The sequence below is a fragment of the Micromonospora sp. NBRC 110009 genome, assembly GCF_030518795.1.
In the GTDB taxonomy this organism is placed as follows: Bacteria; Actinomycetota; Actinomycetes; order Mycobacteriales; family Micromonosporaceae; genus Micromonospora.
In genome coordinates this window covers 3,890,494-3,911,092 of the sequence record NZ_CP130427.1, presented here as the reverse complement: position 1 = coordinate 3,911,092, position 20,599 = coordinate 3,890,494, and the positions used below count along the sequence as shown (strand labels likewise).

The window sequence follows — 20,599 nt, the reverse complement described above, 5'->3', positions numbered from 1 at the left end:
CACCCGCCGTTTTAGTTGCATACATAGCGATGTGAGCATAGATTGAGCTCGGCCGGGGCGGGGAACGAGAGGGTGTGGGCGTGGGCGCAGGTCATGACCACAGCGGCACGGTGGCCAATGCCGCGCAGCGCCACCGGGGCCGGCTGTGGGGCGCGTTCGGGCTGCTCACCGCCCTGATGCTGGTCGAGGCGGTGGCCGCGTTCGGCACCGGGTCGCTGGCCCTGCTCTCCGACGCCGGGCACATGTTCACCGACGTGCTCGGGATCGGGATGGCCCTGGCCGCGATCACCGCCACCCGCCGAGCCGACACCGACCCGCAGCGCACCTTCGGGCTCTACCGGCTGGAGGTGCTGGCCGCGCTCGCCAACGCGGTGCTGCTCGGCGCGGTCGCCGTCTACGTGCTCGTCGAGGCGGTACGCCGGTTCGGCGAGCCGCCCGAGGTCCTCGCCGGCCCGATGCTCGCCGTCGCGGTGCTCGGCCTGCTCGCCAACCTCGCCGCGTTCGCGCTGCTGCGCACCGGGGCGCAGGAGAGCATCAACCTGCGCGGGGCGTACCTGGAGGTGCTCGGCGACCTGCTGGGCTCGCTCGGCGTGATCGGCGCCGCCCTGGTCATCGCGCTCACCGACTGGTGGTGGGCGGACCCGCTGGTCGCGGTCGCCATCGGGTTGTTCATCCTGCCGCGCACCTGGCGGCTCGGCCGGGCCGCCGTGCGGATCCTGGTGCAGGCCGCCCCCGAGCACCTCCAGGTGACCGCGGTGCACGACCGGCTGGCCGCGGTGCCCGGCGTGGCCGAGGTGCACGACCTGCACGTCTGGACGCTCACCTCCGGGATGGAGGTGGCCTCGGCCCACCTGACCATGCGCCCCGGCGCGGAGGTCGGCGAGGTGCTGGCCGCCGCCCGGGCCGCCCTGCACGACGACTTCCGGATCGACCACGCCACGTTGCAGATCGAACCCGGAGCGTCCCCGGGGGCGTGCGGGTCAGTCGAGTGGTAATTAGGACAATCTTAAATTCGAGTGACTATTGTGGTCCTATGCCGGTTTTGGCCCGACTGTCCGTCCCCGCCACCCGGGCCGCGTCGGGGCACCGCCGGTAGGCTCGATCGCGGCCTCCGCCGGGCGGCGCCCTCCGGCGCCTGCGGTGGCCGTCGCCTAATCGCCGCAGCACGGCGAGCCGGGGAACCACGTACCTGGGGTGCATCCGCGCCAGCGGTAGGGATCTTCCGTCCCGAACCCGTCAGCTAACCCGGTCGGCGGTTGACGGAAGGACACCTGAATGCCATCAGTGGCACCTGTACGACGGACGGCCGCCCGGTTGGCGGCCCTGCTCGTCGCGACGCTCGCCCTCGGCGTCGCGACCGCGCCGGTCTCCCCCGCCTCGGCGGCCACCCCGACCGGCCTGCTCGCCGCCGCCCCCGGCGACGACGAGGGCGGCAGCCCGGCCCTGCGCGCCCAGCTCGACGCGGCCAGCAAGGGCTGGCTGGAGGCGCGGACCGCGCTGAACCGCTCGGTGAGCCGGCAGAAGCAGCTCACCGCCGAGCTCGCCACCATCAACTCCGAGCTGGGCACGCGCGACGCCAAGGTCGGCGAGATCGCCGGTGTGGCGTACCGGACCGGACGGCTCGGCACCGCCGCGGCGCTGCTCGGCAGCAGCAGCCCCGAGGGCTTCATGGACCGCGCCGCCGCGCTCCAGCAGGTCGCCGCGCACGAGGACCGGGCGCTGCGCGACCTCATCGACACCCGGGACCGGGCCACCCGCACCCGGGCCGCGCTGACCGGCGAGATCCAGGAGCAGCGCAAGCAGGTCGCGGTGATGGCCAAGCGCAAGCAGCAGGCGGAGCACGCCCTGGAAGTGGCGAACAACAAGGCGGCCAGCGCCGGCGGCAGCGTGCAGGGCACCTCCCGGGCGAACGCCGAACCGGCCCCGCGCAACGCCGACGGCTCCTGGCCGCCGGAGTCGTGCAGCGTGAACGACCCGACGCCGGCCGACGGCTGCATCACCCCGCGCACCCTGCACGCCCTGCAACAGGCCAAGGCGGCCGGGTTCACCCGGTACGTCTCCTGTTACCGGCCCAGCGGCTCGGGCGAGCACCCGAAGGGCCGGGCCTGCGACTTCGCGGCGCAGAAGGACGGCTTCGGCGGCGTGGCCACCGGCGGCGACAAGACGTACGGCAACAACCTGGCGGCGTACTTCATCCGCAACGCCGACGCCCTCGCCGTGCTCTACGTGATCTGGTACAAGCAGATCTGGCTGCCGAGCAGCGGGTGGAAGGCGTACAGCGGCGGCAACGGCGACCCGTCCAGCGACCACACCAACCACGTGCACCTGTCGGTCTACTGAGGCGGGGGTGGCCCGCCCCGCGCGGCGGGCCACCCTACGCCCCACGACGTACGCCGGATGTCGTCGCGCGCCCCACGACGCCGGGCCGGCGGCGGACCAGCATCGGTGGCATGACCCGACTCTCGCCCACCGGACGCAAGGCCCTGCTGACCCTGCACCTGATCACCTCGCTCGGCTGGCTCGGCGCGGACCTGGTGCTGCTCACCCTGGGCGTCGCCGGGCTGCGCGGCGCCGACCCCGAGCTGGTCTACCCGGCCGCCGGGCTGCTGGTGACCTGGCTCTTCGCCCCGCTGAGCCTGGCGGTCTGGCTGGTCGGGCTGGCCAGCGCGCTGCTCACCCCGTGGGGCCTGCTGCGCTGGCGCTGGGTGCTGGTGAAGTTCGCGCTCACCACCGTGATGCTCGGGCTGGTCCTGCTGCTGCTCACCCCGACCGTGCGCCGGCTCGGCGACCTGGCGCCGGACCTCACCGCCCGGGACCGGCTGGACCTGGTCATCCCGCCGGCGGTCTCCAGCACCCTGCTGATCGTCGCCACCGTGCTCTCCACCTACAAGCCGTGGGGGCGGCTGCGGCGCCCGGCCGCCCCGGCGGGCCGGCCGGCGGTGCCGGCCGGCCGGCGGGCCTGACTCAGGCCGGGCGCCCCTCCAGGGTCGCGCCGAGCCGGCTGGCCAGCCCGAGGTGCGCCGCCCGGGCCTGCCGGAAGGCGTAGCCGAACAGCGGTGCCGGGGCGGAGAGGGTGATCTCGACGTCGATCCGCACCACGCCGTCCGCCTCCTCCCGCAGCCGGGTGTGGTTGCGCACGGTGGTGGCCGGCTGCTGCCGGGCCACGGTCACCACCTCGTCCTCGGTGGCGACCAGCACGTCCGCCTGGTAGGTCACCGGGAAGTGCAGCGGGCCGAGCTCCAGCCGGTCGGTGATCGCGTAGCTGGCCAGCGCGCCGGGGCGGGGCGGCAGCTCGCGGACGCGGACGATCAGCGGATGCAGTTCGCCCTGCCGGTTCAGGTCACCGAGCAGGGCGAGCGCCTCCGCCCGGGTGCAGCGGGCCTGCACCGTGTAGCTGAAGCTGTCGCTGCTGAGCAAGCCGTACCCCCTCGCCGTCGACGGTCCGGACGATCGTCCCGTACCCGGGCCTGGCTGGCAACGGTCGAAGGTCCCCGGCCGGGTGGGGTCGCAGAAGGGGGTGAGGGAGGCGGTCAGGCGCCGGGCAGCAGCTCGGAGCCGCTGTCGGCGAAGTAGGGATCGGGCCCGCCGAAGAGGCCGAGCAGACCGGTCACCCAGAGCTGCCGGTGGACGAAGCGGCTCGGCTCGGTGACCACCAGCTTGACGCCGCTGACCTCGGCGGTCTGGAACCCGGCCACCATCGCGCTGATGCCGACGGAGTCGATGAAGGTGACCAGCCGCATGTTCAGCTCGATCCGCGACGGGCGGCCCTTGGCGAGCACCTCGGCGATCGCTTCCCGCACCTCGTACGCGGTGTCGACGTCGATCTCGCCCCGCGGAGCGATCTGGATGACACCACCCGGCAGAACCGACTTCACGATCGACAGGCTCACGCGAGCACCTCCACTCGCCCGTACGGGCGCCTCATCAGTACGCGGGCCGCGACCGAGAGTATTCCTCCGACACCCTCGGTCGCCACCCCTCGGGATGAGCAATTCGCGGACTGGGCACACCTGGGCATCCCCATCCGGATCCTTTGATTCCTGCTTCCCCGGGACAACTCTCTACACCTGCAACGACCGACGGGTGCCGGCCGATCCGCCGACCCAGGGTAGCGGGCGAGCGCCTGTTCGGCCCGGAGCCGGGCGACCCCGGCGCGTTCGGGTGGTTCCTCCCCCCGTACGCCGAGCGGTGGGCGGGCGGCCCACCGGGGTGGTTTGCGCCCGGTCCGGGGCGGGCACAGCCCGGTGAGCGAACCGTCACACGCGCCGGATGGCCACCGGAGTCCGAGGTGACGCCCGGGACTTCGGCACCCCGAGGAGGTAACACCCATGTTCGGAACCACCCTGCTGGACCGCCGGAGCAAGCCCGAGCGGATCGCGGACCAGGCGTGGGAGCAGCTGCTCTCCGCCGTCAGCTCCGCCGGGGACAGCGTCCGGGACGCCGCCCGCTCCGCCCGCCGCAACGGCGCCGGGCTGACCGACGACGCCACCGGCCTGGTCGGCTCCGCCGCCGAGGAGGCCCGCCGCCGGGCCAGCCTCGCCTTCGACGCGCTCGCCGGTCGCCGGCCGGCGCTGCCCTGGACGCTGTTGATCGCCGCGGCGCTGGCCGGGGCGGCGCTCGGCTGGGCGGCCGGCACCGCCGCCCGGGCCGCCGGAAGCGGCGTCCGCGAGCTGGACGAGATCGAGTTCGTCGACGTGGACCGCCCGGACTCCCCGGTCGGCCTGGACGACTGACCGCACCGCGCCCGGCGGCGTCCCCGGACCGGGGGCGTCGCCGCGCGCGGTTCAGAACGCGGTGACGTTCGCCGGCGCCCGCTCGGCCCGGCTGAGCGCCCGCAGCACGGCCGGCTGCCCGTGCCGGCGTACGGCGAGGCGGGCGAGCAGGGCCAGCACCGGGTCCAGCGCGTCGGCCGGCAGCTCCGGGGTGGGCACGCCGACGCTCACCGCCAGGTCGTCGGAGTGCACGGCCAGCTCCATCAGCCGGGTGGTGAGGTAGTCCTCCAGGGCCAGCGACCACGGCCCCCGGGCCAGGTGCACGACCCGGCCGTCCGGCTCGGCCGGCAGCGTGGCGGCCAGCTCGTCGACCGCGGCGCCGGCCGCGGCGAGCAGCGCCTCAGGGCCGTCGGCGGCGATCCACTCCCCGGAGGCGCGGATGCCCACGTTCACCTCGTCGTCGACCGGTGCGCCGATCCAGGTACCCCGGGCGTAGTGGTCGAGCAGGCCGACCGGCTCGCCCGGCGGGACCGGCTCGGCGAGCACCCCCGGCACTGCGAGGATCTGGAACGCCAGGTGGCCGGCGAGCCCGCCGACCCGGAACTCGGCGAGGGCGCTCGGGGCGTCCCACTGCTCGGCCACCGCGGGGTGGGCGAGCAGCGTCACCGCCGAGCGGGCGGCGGTCAGGTAGGCGGTCCGGATCGGATGCATGGGCGTACCCCTCTCGTCGCGGGTCCGGGAGGCCGAGCCTACTCATCCAAGATCGACCCGGACGGACCCGGAGGCGGTGGAGAGCGCTCCCCGGACCGGCCGGCCCACCCGGATCGGATGAGGACACCTCACCCGGGGTGCGGCCAGGATCGTGGTGCGGGCGTCCGTGCCGGGCGCCGAGCAGCCCGCGCCGCGAACCGATCCGGGAGGGAGCCACCGATGGCCACCGCGACGATCACCCGTACCGACCAGGACATCCAGTCCGACGTGCTCGACGAGCTGACCTGGGAACCCCGGGTACGCCCCAACGAGATCGGGGTGACCGTCACCGAGGGCGTCGTCACGCTGTCCGGCTGGGTGGACAGCTACGCCAAGAAGTGGGCCGCCGAACGGGCCGCGCACCGGGTGTCCCGGGTCCGGGCCGTCGCCAACGACCTCGCCGTCCGGATCGCCACCTCGGCCGAGAAGAGCGACCCGGAGATCGCCACCGCCGCCAGCCGGGCCCTGGAGTGGGACGCGTTCGTGCCGATCGAGGCGCTGGACGTCACCGTCTCCGACGGCTGGGTCACCCTGCACGGCGAGGTCGAGTGGGAGTACCAGCGCCGGGCCGCCGAGCGGGCGGTCGGCCGGCTCAACGGCGTACGCGGGGTGAGCAACGGGATCACCGTCCGGCCGGGCGCCAGCGCCGACGGGCGGGCACTGGCCGAGCAGATCGTGGACGCGCTCGCCCGCAACGACGCCACCGAGGCGGAGGGGATCAGCGTCCGGGTGCACGGCGACACCGCGATCCTGGCGGGCCTGGTGCACTCGATCTCCGAGCGCGACGAGATCGAACGGGTCGTCTGGTCCGCGCCCGGCATCCGGGAGGTGCACAACCACGTGACGGTGGGGCACTGAGCCGAACCACCCCGGGCGGGTGATCCCCGCTCACCCCGTCGGGGACGAGGGTGGGAACCATGACTGATCCGAACGGTCTGATCGAGCCCGGGCGCGGCGCGCCCGGGCTCACCGTACCGGCGACCCCGGACGGGCGACAGGTGGAGACGGATCGGCAGGTGACGGCCCGATGACCACACCACTTCAGGTCACCACCGCCCGGCTGCGGATCCCGGTGACCGAGACGGACCACGCCCGCGGCCCGGCCGACGCGCCGGTGACCGTCGTCGAGTACGGCGACTTCCAGTGCCGGTTCTGCGGGGCTGCGCACGCGAACCTGACCGAGCTGCTGCGCCAGCGGGCCGACACCGTCCGGCTGGTCTTCCGACACTTCCCCATCGCCAACGTGCACCCGTACGCGGAGAGCGCGGCCGAGGCCGCCGAGGCCGCCGGCCGGCGGGGCCGGTTCTGGGCCATGCACGACTGGCTGTACCAGCACCAGGACCAGCTCGACCCGGTGCACCTGTCGCTCGGCGTCGAGCAGCTCGGGCTGCCGCCCGACGAGATCGGCGGGGAGGTCGGGCGGCACGCGCACGCCGACCGGGTCCGGCGGGACTTCGTGGGCGGCATCCGCAGCGGGGTGACCGGCACCCCGACGCTCTTCGTCAACGACGCCCGCCACGAAGGCGGCTACGACCTGGCCGACCTGCTGGCCGCCGTCGACGCCGCCGCGAACGCCTGACCGGCACCGCCGTCAGATCAACCGGAGCTCACGGGCCCGCCGGACCGCTTCGCGCCGGCGGGTCGCGTCGAGCTTGCGGTAGATGTTGCGGACGTGGGTCTTCACCGTGTTGACCGACAGCGACAGCTCGCTGGCGATCTCCACGTTGGACAGGATGCTCTGCAGGTAGCGCAGGATGGTCAGCTCCCGCTCGGTGAGCGGCTCGTCCAGCGTCCGCTCCGGCCCGCCCGGCCGCTCGGGCGGCTCGTCGGCGCCCCGCTCGTCCGCGCCGCGCACCAGGTCGCTCACCGTCGCCCAGTGCGCCGTGCCGGAGTCCAGATGCGTGGCGAGCAGGTCGCGTACCCCCGGGTCGGCCCGGGTGAAGACCCGCCGGTAGCCCTCCGGTCCGGCCAGGTCGAGCACCTGCTCCAGGAGCCGCCCGGCCCGCCGGTCGTCGCCGCCCGCCCCGGCCAGCGCCGCGTCCAGGAGGCCGGCGGCGAGCCGGACCGGCAGCGGCCAGGCGTCGGCGGCGGGGGCCATCCAGTCGGGCAGCGCCCGACCGGCGGCGCGCGGGTCCCCCGCCCGCAGCTCCACCCGGGCCAGCCCCACCCCCAGCACCGCCGCCCCGCCGGGCCCGGTCGCGCGGCCCGGCGCAGCGAGCCCGGCCGGCCGGTCCGGTGCCGACCCGGGGGGCGCGACCGTCCGATCCGGACCCGGCTCGCCGCCGGACACCGGACCCTCCACCACGGATCCGTGCTCAGCGGCGCGCAGCGCGTCGGTGAGCCGGGCGCGGGCGGTGTCCAGGTCGCCGACCGCCGCGCGGAGCTGCGCCTCGCCGGCGGTGAGCCAGGCGGCCAGCTCGGGCCCGGGCGCGGTCTCCCGGGCCGCGGCGAGCAGCCGCAGGGCGGTGGCCGGCTCGCCGCCCGCGGCGAGCAGCTCGGCCCGGCAGAGCGCCGCCAGCGCGGCCGGCACCGGGTCCGCGGTGGCCGGGTCGGCGAGCGTCAGGTGCGCGCCGGCCTCCGCCGGCTCGTCCCGGTGCCACGCCACCAGGGCCAGAGCCAGGTACGCGTACCCGCAGTCCAGCCGGCACGACCAGCCCTGGCAGGGCGGCATGCCCAGCGCCTCCCGGGCGGTCCGCTCGGCCACCCGCAGCTCGCCCCGGACCGCGTCCAGCAGCGCCGACCGGCTCGCGCAGACCAGTTCCGTGCGGGTCCGGCCCGCCTCCCGGGCGGCGGCGAGCGCCTCGGCGAACCGCTCCCCGGCGGCGGGCAGCTCCCCCTCGGCCAGCGCGGCCAGGCCGAGCGCGGCGCCCGCCACCGCGCGGGCGTCGGCGTCCTCCCCCGCCCCGGCCCGCGGGTCATCGCCCGGCCCCGCCGGGGTGGGACGGGTGGCGAGCAGCCGGGCGGCGGCCCGGCGTACCTCCCCGTGGTCGCCGGTGAGCCGGGCCAGGGTGAGCTCCAGCGCGGTGGCCAGCCGGCGGAACCGGTCGCGGCGGGGGGCGGGCAGGTCGCGGGCATACCCGACGGCGCGCCGCAGCTGCCCGGCGGCGGCATCGGCGTCGCCCGCGTACGCCCGCTCGGCGGCGCAGGCCAGCCCCAGCTCCGGATCCCGGCGGACCGCCCCGTCGGGCGGCTCGGCCGGGGCTGGGCCGGCCGGGACCTCCCGCTCGTACGGCATCAGCTCCGGCCACCGGGCGATCAGCAGCTCGGTGGCCCGGTCCCACTCGCCACCGGCCAGCGCGTGCCGCAGCGCCTCCGCCGGCCGGCCGTTGCCCGCGTACCAGCCGGCCGCCCGCAGGTGCAGCTCGCGCAGCTCCTCCGCGGGCAGCCGGCCCAGCTCGTCGCGGAGCAGGTCGGCCAGCAGGGGGTGGCACCGGTACCAGGGCGGGGTGCCGCCGTCGTGTTCGAGGAAGCCGCCGGTCCGGGCCAAATCGGCCAGCACCTGGCCGGCATCGGCCCGCCCGGTCACCGCGTCGGCCAGGTCGGCGCAGACGGCCGCCGCGACGGCGCTGCGCCGCAGCACGTCCCGGGCGTCCGGGTCCAGCGGGGCGAGCACCTCGTCGCGCAGATAGCCGGCGACGTCCGGCTGGTCGCCGCCGAACCGCTCGACCGCCCGGGCCGGGTCGGCCTGGGCGCGCAGCGCCAGGGCGGCGAAGCGCAGACCGGCCGGCCAGCCGCCGGTCCGGGCCCGGAGCCGGGGCACCGCCGCCGCGGGCAGCGGCACCGCGTGCGCCACCAGCAGGTCCGCCACCTCGTCGTCGGTGAACGCCAGGTCCGCCGGGCCGATCTCGGTCAGCTCCCCGGCCAGCCGCCACCGGTGCAGGGCCAACGGCGGCCCGGTGCGTGCCCCGACCACCAGCCGCAGCCGCCCCTCCGCGTGCCGGAGCAGGAATTCCAGCCCGGTCAGTGCGGCCGGGTCGGTGATCCGGTGCAGGTCGTCCAGGACCAGCAGCACCGGGCGCTCCCGGCCGGCCAGTGCCGCGGCGAGCAGTTCGAGCTGGTCGGGTCGGGGCGGCGCGTCCGGCACGGGCGACTGGGACGCCCCGTCCGGCCCGCCGGCCACCGCCGCCCGCAGGGCCGCCGCCAGGTACGACCAGAGCCGCTCCCCCGTGTCGCCGTCCTCCACCGCCACCCACGCCGGTGGCGGCTCGACCTGGACGGCGCGCGCCCACGTGGCGAGCAGGGTGGTCTTGCCCCAGCCGGCCGGCGCGGAGACCAGCGTCACCGGACCGGCCACCCCCCGGTCCAGCCGGTCCAGCAGCCGGGGCCGGACCAGCACCGGCTCGGGCGGCGCGGGCGCGGCCAGCCGGGAGGCCAGCAGGGTCGGGCGGTCGGGCGCAGCAGCCCCGACCGGCACCACCCGGGTCCCGCCCAGCGGGCCGGTCGGATCCGCCGGGGCGGTGCCCGTCGGCACGTCGACGGGCGCGGCAGCGCCCTCAGGCGCGATGACGTCGGTTGGCGTTTCGGCGACCTCGGCGCGGTCGGCCTCCTCCGGCATGCGGCCCCCTCCCCGTGGCGTCCGCTCCCCCGGCGGTGCGGGCAGCGCTTACCCGGCCCGCACCGGTTCACCCCTTCGGGGCGAACCGGCTTCACCCGCCCGGACCCGACGCTGGAGGCACGCGGGCGGCCGGCCGCGCGTGACCGGCCGCCCGGCGCGTCCGGACGACGGGAGGGGCAGGTGACACGGATGGGACGGCTGACCGGTGGGGCGGTCACCCTCGCGGTGGCGGCCGCGACGAATGCCACGCGTGCCCTCGTACGCCGGCGGCGGCGCCCGCCCCGCGCGACCGGGAGCGACCCGCGGCCCGGACGCTGGCAGGTGGTGACGGTCGCCGGCCGGCCCGAGGAGGTGCTCCCGTCCGGGCGGTGGCCGGCGCCGTTGCGCCGCCTCGACGGCGCGGTGGAGCTGGCCGCCCGGCCGGCTCCCGGCGGGCGCGGCACCGAGCTGGCCGCCCGACCGCTCGGCGGTGAGCCGAAGCTGCCCGGAATGGCCGCCCACCTGGTCGGGGACGACCCCGGCCGGTTCCTCCGACAGGTGTTGCGGGAGGCCAAGCAGCTCTTCGAGACCGGCGAGGTGCTCCGCGCCGACCGCTCCCGGCTGGACCGCCCGGTGGTGTCCGGGTGAGGGCGCTCTGCTGGGAGGGCACCGACGCGCTGGCGGTGCGCCAGGTTCCCGACCCGGAGCTGCGCAACGCGCACGACATGATCGTCCGGGTGCGGCGCAGCGTCACCTGCGGGGCGGACCTGCCGCTGCTGGCCGGACAGGTTCCCCACCTGGCCGCCGGGGACGTGCTCGGGCACGAGTTCCTCGGCGAGGTGGTCGAGGTCGGCCCGGAGGTACGCCGGCACCGGGTCGCCGACCGGGTGGTGGTCTGCGCCGGGGTCGCTTGCGGCGCCTGCTGGTTCTGCCGGCGGGGCCTCTTCGCCTGCTGCGACAACGGCACCCCGGACGGGGCGGCGGCGGAGGCGGCGTGGGGCCAGCCCACCGGCGGCTGCTTCGGCCACCCCGCCCCGCTGGGCGGCTTCGCCGGCAGCCACGCCGAGTACGTGCGGGTGCCGTACGCGGACGTCGGCGCGTTCACCGTGCCGGAGGCGGTCAGCGACGACCGGGCCGTCTTCGCCTCCGACGCCGCGCCGACCGGCTGGATGGGCGCCGAGCTGGGCGACGTGACGCCGGGCGACGTGGTGGCGGTCTGGGGCGCGGGAGCGGTCGGCCAGCTCACCGCTGGGGCCGCCCTGGCGCGGGGCGCGGAACGGGTGGTGATCGTCGACGACCACGACGACCGGCTGCGGATGGCCGAACGGCACGTCGGCGCGGAACCGCTCAACTACCGGTACGTGGACGTCCCCGCCGAGCTGCGGGAACGCAGCGGCGGCCGGGGCCCGGACGTGTGCGTGGAGGCGGTCGGCATGCCGGCGGAGCCGCCCGGGCTGCTCGGCCGGCGGGACGGCGGGGAGCGGCCGCTGGCGCTGCGCGAGGCGGTGCACGCCTGCCGCAAGGGCGGCATCGTGGTGGTCCTCGGCACCTGGACCGGCTTCGTGGACACGTTTCCGCTCGGTGCCGTGATGAACAAGGGGCTGACCGTGCGCGGCGCCCGGCAGCACGGGCAGCGCTGGATCCCGACGCTGCTGGACCGGATGGCCCGCGACGAGCTGCGGACCGAGCACCTGGCCACCCACCGCCTGCCGCTGGAGCGGGGCCCCGACGGCTACACCCTCTTCCGCGACCGGGCCGACGGTTGCGTACGGGCGGTCTTCGCCCCGTGATCGGTGCGGCCGGGAGTGGCACACTCGGCGGATGCGCGACGACCGCCCGTACGACCTCGTCCTCTTCGGCGCCACCGGGTTCACCGGCGGCCTCACCGCCGAATACCTGGCCCGGCGCGCCCCGGAGGGGCTGCGCTGGGCGCTCGCCGGGCGCAACCCGGCCAAGCTGGTTGCGGTGCGGGACCGGCTCGCCGCGCTCGACCCGGGCCTGGCCGAGCTGCCGCTGCTGACCGCCGACGTCACCGACCCGGCGTCGCTGCGCGCGGTCGCCGAGAGCGCGCGGGTGGTCGCCAGCACCGTCGGCCCGTACATCCATCACGGGGAGCCGCTGGTCGCGGCCTGCGCGGCCGCCGGCACCGACTACCTCGACATCACCGGCGAGCCGGAGTTCGTCGACCTGATGTACGTGCGGCACCACGCCGAGGCGGTGCGCACCGGGGCCCGGCTGGTGCACGCCTGCGGCTTCGACTCCGTCCCGCACGACCTGGGCGCCTGGTTCACCGTCCGGCAACTCCCCACCGACGGGCCGGTCACCGTGGACGGCTACGTCCGGGCCGGCGGGCGGTTCTCCGCCGGGACCTACCACTCGGCGCTCACCGCGTTCTCCCGCACCGGGGAGATGACCCGGGCGGCCCGGGCCCGCAAGGCGGTCGAGCCGCGGCCGGCGGGGCGCCGGGTCCGGGCCGTGCCCGGGAAGGTGGGCCGGGTGAAGGAGTTCGGCATGTGGGCGGTGCCGCTGCCGACGATCGACCCGCAGGTGGTCCGCCGGTCGGCGGCGGCCCGCCCGGAGTACGGCCCGGACTTCCGCTACCGCCACTTCGCCGCGGTGAAACGGCTGCCGACGATCCTCGCCGCCGGGGTGGGCATGGCCGGCCTGGTCGGGCTGGTGAAGCTGCCGCCGACCCGGCGCTGGCTGCTCGGCCGGCTCTCCTCCGGGCAGGGGCCGAGCGCGCAGCAGCGGGCGAAATCCTGGTTCCGGGTCCGGTTCATCGGCACCGGCGGCGGCCGGCGGGTGCTCACCGAGGTGGCCGGCGGCGACCCCGGGTACGACGAGACTGCCAAGATGCTCGCCGAGTCGGCGCTCTGCCTGGCGTTCGACGAGCTGCCGCCCACCGCCGGGCAGGTGACCACGGTGACCGCGATGGGGGATGCCCTGCTGGACCGGCTGGTGACGGCCGGCATCACGTTCCGGGTGGTCGGCGCTTGACCCTCGACCGGGTTGAGGGCCCAGGATCCGACGTCGTGGAGAGCGACCTGCGCAGCATCGGCGAGCTGGCCCGCAGCAGCGGGCTGACGGTCAGCGCGCTGCGGTTCTACGACCGGTCCGGGGTGCTGGTCCCGGCCCGGGTCGACCCGGCCACCGGCTACCGCTGGTACACCGACGACCAGGTCGCCCCGGCGCGCCTGGTCGCCGGGCTGCGCCGGGTCGGCATGCCGCTGGCCGGGATCGCCGAGGCGCTGCGGCACCGGCACCAGCCAGCCGTGCTGCACCGACTGCTGGACGCGCACCTGCGCCGGCTGGAGGACGGCCTGACCGACGCCCGCCGTGAGCTCTCCCGGATCCGCGCCCTCATCGACCCGGAGGAGTTCCCCGTGACCACCCGTCTCGTGCTGTCCCGCGTGGACCTGGCCGCCGCCGTCGACGCCGTCCGGTTCGCCGTCGGCACCGACCCCGACCTGCCGGTGCTGGCCGGCGTGCTGCTGGACGTCGAGCCGGACGGCGTACGGCTGGTCGCCACCGACCGGCACCGGCTGGCGGTGGCCCGGGTGACCGGGAAGATCGACGGCTCGGCCGTGCGGGCGCTGCTCCCGGTGGACGCGGTGGACGCCGTGCGCGCCCTGCTCGACACCGGCGCCGGGATCACCCCTGAGGCGCACCTCACCGTCGCCCCGAACCGGGTCGAGGTCTCGGTCGCCGGCCGGGTGGTGGCGGCGGACGTCCCGCCGTACGACTTCCCGGACTACCGCCGGCTGCTGCACGGGCGGGTCAGCGGCGCACCCACGTACCGGATCCCGGTGGACGTGGTGGCGCTGCGTACCGCCCTCACCGGCGGGGGCCCGGTGCTGGTCCGCGAGCACGACGGGGTCCGCGCCAAGGTGGCCGTCCTTGGCCTGGACGAGCGGGGCGGGCTGCGGGTGGTGGGACCGGACGAGACGGCCGGCCCCGACGCGGTGCGGGTGGGCGTGAACCGGGAGTACCTGCTCGACGCCCTGGACGCCGGGGGTCGGGGTCAGCTGGTGCTGGAGCTGGACGGGCCGATCGCCCCGCTGGCCGTGCGCCGCCCGGACGAGCCCGACGTCTTCTCCATCCTCATGCCGGTCCGCCTCTGACCCCACCCGCCGCTGCCTCCGCCCGGGCCGGGCCCATGGCCGACCGCCGTCACGCTGAGTTATGCCGGCGCCCGCCCCACCCATGACCTCCACGTCCCTTTGCTCTGCAGCCATCCGCGCAACAGGGCACGGAGCGCGACGGTTGCGTCCGTGGCAGCAGAGCAAAGGAAGCCAGAGGGTGTGGCGGGCGGCGTGACGTCTCCGCGGGGATGACCAGCTCACCAGCCTGCACCGGCGCAATGAGCGCCAATGGACCCGGCTCCAGGGCCGACGCCCGTGACGCAGTGTCACCGTGGGCTGCTAGCGGGGTCTCCGTCACACGCCGTGACCGGGTAACGCCACGAAAACGAAGCCCCGATGCTCGGCTCCACGGGCCGGCCCGGGTCGACGGGGGCGCGACGGTAGCATCTGGGGGTCCCACCTGACTGCCTGGACGGAGGCGTACGGAGCAGCATGCTCGACATGGAGTTGATCCGGAAGGATCGCGAGGCGGTGGCGACCGCGCTGGCGAAGCGTCTGGATCCCGCCGAGGTCAACCGGGCGCTGGACGAGATCCAGCGGCTCGACCAGGAACGTCGCGCCCTGATCACGGAGATCGACGCCGAGCGGCAGCGCCGCAAGGCCGAGGCGCGGGCGTACGCGCAGGCGAAGCGGTCCGGCACCGCGCCGGAGCCCGCCGCGCCGGAGGCCGAGCGCAAGCAGCTCGCCGAGCTGGAGTCCCAGCTGGACGAGGTGCAGTCCCGGTTGCGCAGCACCATGAGCGAGCTGCCCAACCTGCCCGCCGACGACGTGGTCGCCGGCGGCAAGGAGGCGAACCGGGTGGTGCGCACCTTCGGCGAGGCACCCGCCATCGAGCAGGTCCGCGACCACGTCGAGCTGAGCCGGGCACTCGGCCTGGTCGACCACGAGCGCGGCGTGAAGCTCGGCGGCTCGGGCTTCTGGATGTACACCGGGATGGGCGCCCGGCTGGAGTGGGCGCTGGTCAACTGGCTGATCGAGCAGAACATCCAGGCCGGCTACGAGTTCCTGCTCCCGCCGCACCTGCTGCTGGACAGCGCCGGCTTCGCCGCCGGGCAGTTCCCCAAGTTCTACGACGACGTCTACCACCTGGACCGGCAGTCCGCCCCGCGCGGCCAGTTCCTGCTGCCCACCGCGGAGACGGCGATCCTCGGCGCGTTCCAGGACGAGATCCTGGAGACCGCGAAGCTGCCGCTGAAGGCGTTCGCCTACACCCCGTGCTACCGCCGGGAGGCGGCCGGCTCGCACTCGGACGAGCGGGGCACGGTGCGCGGCCACCAGTTCAACAAGGTGGAGATCTTCCAGTTCACCCTGCCGGAGCAGGCGGACGCCGCGCTGGAGCAGATGGTCGCCCACGTCGAGGGCCTGGTCGGGGCGTTGGGGCTGCACTTCCAGACCAGCCTGCTCGCGGCCGGCGACGCCAGCGCCGCGATGCGCAAGACCCTCGACGTCGAGGTCTGGATGCCGAGCACCGGCAAGTACAAGGAGGTGTCGTCGGTCTCCTGGGGCGGCGACTACCAGGCCCGCCGGGCGGCCATCCGCTACCGGGAGCCGGGCGGCAAGCAGACCCGCTTCGTGCACACCCTGAACGGTTCGGCGCTGGCCACCAGCCGCCTCTTCCCCGCCATCCTCGAACAGTTCCAGCAGTCCGACGGCTCGGTCCTGGTCCCCGAGGTCCTCCGCCCCCAACTCAACACCGACCGCCTCACCCCGATCCGCTGACCGACCCGCCCCCGCGATCTTGCACTTTCGGCCCGCCAGAAGTCCGGTTTGCGGCTTCTGCCGGGGCGGCATGTGCAAGATCGCGGGGGCTGGCGGGTCGCCGGAGGGCGAGGAGGAGTAGCGCGGCCAGGGTGGTGGTCAGGAGGGCGGGGCCCAGGGTGGTGAGGGCGTCGGCGAGGGTGTGCTGGAGGCGGGCGGCGGCCAGGACGATCGGGTCGCCGAAGGGGTGCCGGGCCTGGGCGAGGCGCACCTCGTACCAGCCGTACCAGGCGACGTAGCCGCCGGCGACCAGCAGCACCAGGCCGCTCAGCCGGGGCACCCGGGCGCCGCCGCCGCGCAGCCGGGCCACCACCCGGCCGCGCAGCAGCGCCACCCCGAGCGCGGCCACCGCGACCACCAGCCCCATCCCGATCGCGTACGCCCCGAACAGCGCCAGCCCGCGCAGCGGGGAGCCGGCCCGCAGGCTGGTCACCACGATCGCCAGGAACGGGGCGATCGAGCAGCTCAGCGAGGTCAGCGCGTACGCCGCGCCGAACAGCGCCATGGACGCCCAGGATCGGGTCAGCCGGGGCGCCCGGGCGAACGGGCGCGGGCTGGGCAGCCGCCGGCCGGCGAGCAGACAGCAGCCGGCCACCGCCAGCAGCACGCCGAGGGTCACGGTCAGCCAGGGCAGCCGGGGGCGCAGCCAGTCGGTCAGCGGGGCGACCGCCAGCCCGAAGGCGCCGAAGACCAGCACGTACCCGAGGGTCAGCCCGGCCGTCGCGGTGAGCGCTCGGCGGACCGCACCGCGACCGTCGGCGGGGCCGGCGACCAGCAGCGACAGGTACGCCGGCAGCATCGCGAAGCCGCACGGGTTGACCGCGCCGAGCATGCCCGCGGTGAGCGCGAGCAGCAGCCCGCCGGTCATCCCCGGGCCAGCGTCTCGACCTGGCGGGTCAGCGACTCCCCGTCGAGGAAGCCCTGGTGCACGACCCGGCCGTCCCGGTCGATGATCAGGAAGGTGCTCTGCTCGACCACCTCGAACCGCCGCCACAGCGCCCCGGCCCGGTCGTCGAGCTGCGGGGTGCCGGCCAGGTCGAACTCGGCGACGAAGTCCTTCATCGCCTGCTGCTGGCCGAGCCCGGCGACGCCGACGATGGGCACGCTGTCCCGGTACCTCGGAGCGATCTCGGCGACCGTCCAGGCCTGACTCGCGCAGGTGGCGCACCAGGGCGCCCAGAACCAGAGCACCACCGGCCGGCCGGCCAGGGCGGCGGCGGAGAACGTCGTACCGTCGAGGGTCTTCGCGGAGAACGACAGCGTCTCCGGCACCTTTGCCGGCACGGCCGGCGACGGTCGGGCGGTCGGCGACGGTCCGGCGGTCGGCGAGCCGGTGACCGGACCGGCCGAGGGGGCGGCGACGACGCCCACCGGCGTGGCCCGCTCCGGGCCGACCGCGCAGGCGGCCGTGGCCGGCAGCGCGACGGCCAGCAGGGCGGCCGGGACGAGGCGCCGGGCCACGCGGGCCGGCAGCGGGGAACGGGGTCGCATCCGCGTCTCCTCTGACGTCGGCTACTCGGCCTTGACCAGCCGGAGCGCGAGTTCGGGACAGACCTTGACCGCCTTCAGCGCGCCCTCGCGCAGCCAGCTGGGCACCGGGGTGGCGGGGAAGGCGGGGTAACCGTTGCCGTCGAGCCGGATGAAGTCCGGCACCACGTGGGCGCAGAGCCCGTGACCGTCGCAGCGGGACCAGTCCAGGGTGAGCTTCTGCGGGTTGCCGTCGGGCGCCCCGGGCAGGCCCATGAGGCCCTTCACCCGCTTGCCGCAGCCCTCGCCGGTGGCGTGCAGCCGCAGGTCCTCGGCGAACACCTCCACCGCGGAGAGGGCGAAGCGGGCGGTGCCGTCCGGGTGGCTGCACGCGCCGCGCCCCTTCACGTCCCCGGCCGCGGCCCGGACCACCTCGATCGGGGCGCTGCCGGAGACCGCCAAATCGAGGGCGCGGGCCAGGTCGGGCAGGCCCATCTTGCACGGCCCGCACTGCCCGGCGGACTCGCCGGCCAGATAGCGCACCACCTGGGCGGCCTCGCCGAGCGGGCAGGTGTCCCCGCTGAGCGGGACGACGATGCCGGCGCCGAGGGTGCCGCCGACCGCGGCGAGGCCCTTGCGGGACACCTCGGCCCGGTCCGCCGCCGCCGGGGTGATCCACTTGCCGTGGTAGCCGCCCAACAGGAGGCCCGGCCCGTCGGGCACCTCGCACAGTTCGAGGATCTCGCGCAGCGGGGTGCCGGCAGCACACTCCACCACCGCCGGACGCTTCGCCGCCCCGGTGACGGTGAGCAGCACGGTCCCCGGCTCGTCGTCGGTGCCGAGCGCGGCGTACTCGTACGGGCCGATGCGGGCGGCGACGGCGAGCTGGGCGAACGTCTCGGCGTTGGAGAGCAGGGTGGGCAGGCCGCTGACGCCAGAGTCGCTGGAGCGCCGCTTGGTGCCGGGCGGGATGTGCGGCAGGCCGTTGATGCCGTTGACCAACGCACCGCCCTCGCCGGAGATGAACCGGTGCGGCGCGGTGACGATGGTGGTCGGCACCGGCATCCGCCGCTCCTGCAACGCCTCGGTCAGCGACGGCCGGCCGACGACGTCGTCGGCCACCCCGATCACGACCTCCTCGGCGTCCAGCGCGTACGCCGCCAGCGCCGCGCCGTCCAGGACGAGGTGCGGTGCCCGGGTGAGCAGCACCTTGTCCTTCCAGCTCGCCGGCTCGCCCTCGGTGGCGTTCACCACCACCACGGCGGAGAGGCCCTGCCGCTCGCAGGACTCCAGCACCGCGCGCAGCTTGCGGGCGAACGGGAACCCCGCCCCGCCCTTGCCCTTGAGGTCGATCGCCTCGGCGAGCCGGAGCAGTGCGGCCGGTTCCATCGGCCCGATCGGCCCGTGGACGTGCTCGTGGGCCATCAGGTCGAGCCGGCCGAACTCGGCGAAGCCGGCGGTGAGCCGCGGCTCGCCGACGCAGGCCACCGGGGGCACGGTCGTGCGCATCACTTCGCCTCACCGCGTAGCCCGGCCCAGTACGCCCCGTCCACCGCGTCGGCGTTGGCCCGCCGTCGCCGGCTGGACCGGCCCTCCCCGGACGCCCGCAGCGCCCGGCGGGAGGCCAGGTCGACCAGGGTCGGCGTGTCGTCCACGAAGGCCTCCTCGGCGGCGTACCGGGCCGGCGGGCGCCAGTAGTCCGGCTCCTCGGGCACGTCCGCCTCGACGCTGTGCCGTCCGCCGCCGCTGCGCGGCGCCGCCGAGACCGGTTCGCCGGAGACCGGCCGGGTCGCCCACCGGCGCGGGCTGTCCCACGGCTCCTCCGGCTCGTCCAATCGGCGGGGCGGGGCCGAATAGCGGCGACCGGGGTCCGGCGGGGCGGAGTAGCGCGTACCGGTGTCGGGCGGGGCCGAGTGGCGGGCGACGTCGTCCTCGTCGGACCGGGACCGGCGGGTGATTCGCTCCTCCGCGTCCCGATAGCGGCGGGCCGGCCGCTCGTCGCGCCGTCGCCCGACCGACGCCGGGGCGTCGTCGCGCCGATCGCCGACCCGGGCCAGTTCCTCCTCGCGGCGGCGGCGGGTCGCGGCCGCCCAGACCGGCTCGCGCAGCGACCCGGGCTCCGGCACCACCGGTACGGCGAAACGCTCCGGGTCGCGGCGGCGGGCGGTGCCGGCCGGCGCGGTCCAGGTGGTGGTCTCGGCCCAGCCGCCCTCCCGGCCCTGGGCCGGCCGGCTCTCCTCCTTGCCGGCGGCACGCCTGCGCGTCAGGCCGGCGAGCACGCCGGTGCGCTGCGACCGGCCGGTCATCGCCTTGTTCAGGGCGGCGGCCTGGTGCTGCTCCCGGCTGCGCCGGCCGAGGTGGACGGAGACGCGGACCAGCAGCGCCACCACCACCAGCAGCACGCAGGCGAGGTAGCTCAGGACCACCCAGGTCTTCGCCGCCCGGCCGGCGTTCAGCCCGTGGAGCAGCGCGAACGGCCAGGAGACGTAGGCCAACGAGTGCAGGGCGCGCCAGAACCACTTGGGACCGACACCGGCGAAGCGCACCCGGATCAGGCCGGTCCAGAGCACGCTCACCATGAGGAAGGCGGCGACGGTGCCCAGGCCCACGTAGAGCCCGCTGCCGCCGATGAACGGCACGATCGCGTCGGTCGGCCCGGCGCGGCCGATCGAGATCTTCGTGATGACGTGGACGACCAGCCCGGCCACGCCGAGGATGCCGGTGGCCCGGTGCGCCGACTGGAGCAGCACCCGGTGCCGGATGAGCAGCACCAGCCGGTCGGTGGCGAGCAGCCCCAGCATCACGGTGAGGCTGAGGGAGACCAGGGCGACCACCCCGGCGAAGAACTCGGTGAAGAAGAATCCGTACGCGTACACGACGCCGCCCGCGCCGGTCAGCTCGATGCCGGCCCACGCGATGGCGAGCGCGGACGCGCCGAGCGCGACCACCGCCGGCTTCGACCTGGTCCGGACCGCACGGCTGCTGCTGGTGGTCCGGACGGTCGACGGCTTCTTGTTCTGCTGTGCCCGGGCCATCTGCTCCTCGATCGTCTCGCGGCGGCGCCCCCACCGACCGAACCCTGCTCCCTCCTCCAGTACGGACGGGCGGCGCGGACGGATCAGGCCGGTGCCGAATTTCTCGGCCGGCCCGTCGAACCGGCCCGCCCCGACGTGCGTGTAGCGCGGGGCACAACGATGCATTTCCATACGTTGACAGGAATTGCAACAGGCTTGTAA

At 75.8% G+C, this 20,599-nt stretch carries 19 protein-coding genes and 1 riboswitch; of the genes, 11 read left to right on the top strand and 8 right to left on the bottom strand.

The window, feature by feature from the left end; translation table 11 throughout:
• The first annotated feature begins 80 nt into the window (after positions 1-80).
• The 3 genes from Q2K19_RS18780 (at position 81) to Q2K19_RS18770 (ending at position 2,963) form a co-directional block, all read left to right on the top strand.
• On the top strand, positions 81-995 hold the full coding sequence (locus tag Q2K19_RS18780; protein WP_302762597.1) for a cation diffusion facilitator family transporter: 915 nt from the start codon (positions 81-83) through the stop codon (positions 993-995).
• Between the two features lie 143 nt (positions 996-1,138).
• Positions 1,139-1,270, top strand: a riboswitch (cyclic di-AMP (ydaO/yuaA leader).
• Positions 1,271-1,275: 5 nt separating this feature from the next.
• Entirely contained in the window at positions 1,276-2,340 is a 1,065-nt protein-coding gene (locus Q2K19_RS18775) for a coiled-coil domain-containing protein (protein ID WP_302762596.1), read from the top strand.
• A gap of 110 nt (positions 2,341-2,450) precedes the next feature.
• Positions 2,451-2,963 carry a hypothetical protein gene (locus Q2K19_RS18770; RefSeq protein ID WP_302762595.1) on the top strand — a complete coding sequence of 171 codons (513 nt, stop codon included), beginning with the start codon at positions 2,451-2,453 and terminating at the stop codon, positions 2,961-2,963.
• 1 nt (position 2,964) lies between these two features.
• On the opposite strand, the gene Q2K19_RS18765 is transcribed toward Q2K19_RS18770, so the two are convergent.
• Entirely contained in the window at positions 2,965-3,417 is a 453-nt protein-coding gene (locus tag Q2K19_RS18765) for an SRPBCC family protein (protein WP_302762594.1), read from the bottom strand.
• Positions 3,418-3,530: 113 nt separating this feature from the next.
• Entirely contained in the window at positions 3,531-3,890 is a 360-nt protein-coding gene (locus Q2K19_RS18760) for an STAS domain-containing protein (protein ID WP_302762593.1), read from the bottom strand.
• 438 nt (positions 3,891-4,328) lie between these two features.
• Here Q2K19_RS18760 and Q2K19_RS18755 point away from each other — a divergent pair, with 438 nt between their 5' ends.
• Positions 4,329-4,733 (top strand): hypothetical protein, encoded by a 405-nt coding sequence (locus tag Q2K19_RS18755; RefSeq protein ID WP_302762592.1) that lies wholly within the window; start codon positions 4,329-4,331, stop codon positions 4,731-4,733.
• Positions 4,734-4,784: 51 nt separating this feature from the next.
• Here Q2K19_RS18755 and Q2K19_RS18750 read toward each other — a convergent pair whose 3' ends face one another.
• Entirely contained in the window at positions 4,785-5,423 is a 639-nt protein-coding gene (locus Q2K19_RS18750) for a maleylpyruvate isomerase N-terminal domain-containing protein (RefSeq protein WP_302762591.1), read from the bottom strand.
• A gap of 219 nt (positions 5,424-5,642) precedes the next feature.
• On the opposite strand from Q2K19_RS18750, the gene Q2K19_RS18745 reads away from it, so the two are divergent.
• Together Q2K19_RS18745 and Q2K19_RS18740 are read left to right on the top strand one after the other, a co-directional pair.
• A complete protein-coding gene (locus Q2K19_RS18745) occupies positions 5,643-6,320 on the top strand; it encodes a BON domain-containing protein (protein ID WP_302762590.1) in 678 nt (225 codons plus the stop codon).
• 169 nt (positions 6,321-6,489) lie between these two features.
• Positions 6,490-7,041: a DsbA family protein gene (locus tag Q2K19_RS18740; RefSeq protein WP_302762589.1), complete on the top strand. Its 552-nt coding sequence runs from the start codon at positions 6,490-6,492 to the stop codon at positions 7,039-7,041.
• Positions 7,042-7,053: 12 nt separating this feature from the next.
• Here the strand turns inward: Q2K19_RS18740 and Q2K19_RS18735 are convergent, their stop codons facing one another.
• Positions 7,054-10,017, bottom strand: coding sequence for a LuxR C-terminal-related transcriptional regulator (locus Q2K19_RS18735; RefSeq protein ID WP_302762588.1), 2,964 nt, complete (start codon positions 10,015-10,017; stop codon positions 7,054-7,056).
• A gap of 189 nt (positions 10,018-10,206) precedes the next feature.
• Here Q2K19_RS18735 and Q2K19_RS18730 point away from each other — a divergent pair, with 189 nt between their 5' ends.
• The 5 genes from Q2K19_RS18730 to serS all read left to right on the top strand — a co-directional run bounded on the left by Q2K19_RS18730 (position 10,207) and on the right by serS (position 15,857).
• The gene (locus Q2K19_RS18730) at positions 10,207-10,644 is read left to right on the top strand and encodes a hypothetical protein (RefSeq protein WP_446839637.1); all 438 of its coding nucleotides are present in this window, start codon (positions 10,207-10,209) and stop codon (positions 10,642-10,644) included.
• Positions 10,641-11,786 carry an alcohol dehydrogenase catalytic domain-containing protein gene (locus Q2K19_RS18725; protein ID WP_302762586.1) on the top strand — a complete coding sequence of 382 codons (1,146 nt, stop codon included), beginning with the start codon at positions 10,641-10,643 and terminating at the stop codon, positions 11,784-11,786. The genes Q2K19_RS18730 and Q2K19_RS18725 overlap by 4 nt, the downstream gene beginning before the upstream one ends.
• Positions 11,787-11,817: 31 nt before the next feature.
• Positions 11,818-12,993 (top strand): saccharopine dehydrogenase family protein, encoded by a 1,176-nt coding sequence (locus tag Q2K19_RS18720; RefSeq protein ID WP_302762585.1) that lies wholly within the window; start codon positions 11,818-11,820, stop codon positions 12,991-12,993.
• Between the two features lie 47 nt (positions 12,994-13,040).
• Entirely contained in the window at positions 13,041-14,117 is a 1,077-nt protein-coding gene (locus tag Q2K19_RS18715; RefSeq protein ID WP_302772619.1) for a DNA polymerase III subunit beta family protein, read from the top strand.
• Positions 14,118-14,570: 453 nt separating this feature from the next.
• Positions 14,571-15,857 (top strand): serine--tRNA ligase, encoded by a 1,287-nt coding sequence (gene serS, locus Q2K19_RS18710; protein ID WP_302762584.1) that lies wholly within the window; start codon positions 14,571-14,573, stop codon positions 15,855-15,857.
• Here serS and Q2K19_RS18705 read toward each other — a convergent pair.
• From Q2K19_RS18705 to Q2K19_RS18690, 4 genes are read right to left on the bottom strand one after another with little or no spacing between them, the layout of a single operon-like run.
• Positions 15,841-16,764 carry a cytochrome c biogenesis CcdA family protein gene (locus tag Q2K19_RS18705; protein WP_302762583.1) on the bottom strand — a complete coding sequence of 308 codons (924 nt, stop codon included), beginning with the start codon at positions 16,762-16,764 and terminating at the stop codon, positions 15,841-15,843. The genes serS and Q2K19_RS18705 overlap by 17 nt on opposite strands.
• Positions 16,761-17,387, bottom strand: coding sequence for a TlpA family protein disulfide reductase (locus tag Q2K19_RS18700; protein WP_302762582.1), 627 nt, complete (start codon positions 17,385-17,387; stop codon positions 16,761-16,763). The genes Q2K19_RS18705 and Q2K19_RS18700 overlap by 4 nt, the downstream gene beginning before the upstream one ends.
• Before the next feature lie 21 nt (positions 17,388-17,408).
• Positions 17,409-18,875, bottom strand: coding sequence for an NADH-quinone oxidoreductase subunit NuoF family protein (locus Q2K19_RS18695; RefSeq protein WP_302762581.1), 1,467 nt, complete (start codon positions 18,873-18,875; stop codon positions 17,409-17,411).
• Positions 18,872-20,563 (bottom strand): ferric reductase-like transmembrane domain-containing protein, encoded by a 1,692-nt coding sequence (locus Q2K19_RS18690; protein WP_302762580.1) that lies wholly within the window; start codon positions 20,561-20,563, stop codon positions 18,872-18,874. The genes Q2K19_RS18695 and Q2K19_RS18690 overlap by 4 nt, the downstream gene beginning before the upstream one ends.
• Positions 20,564-20,599: the final 36 nt, after the last annotated feature.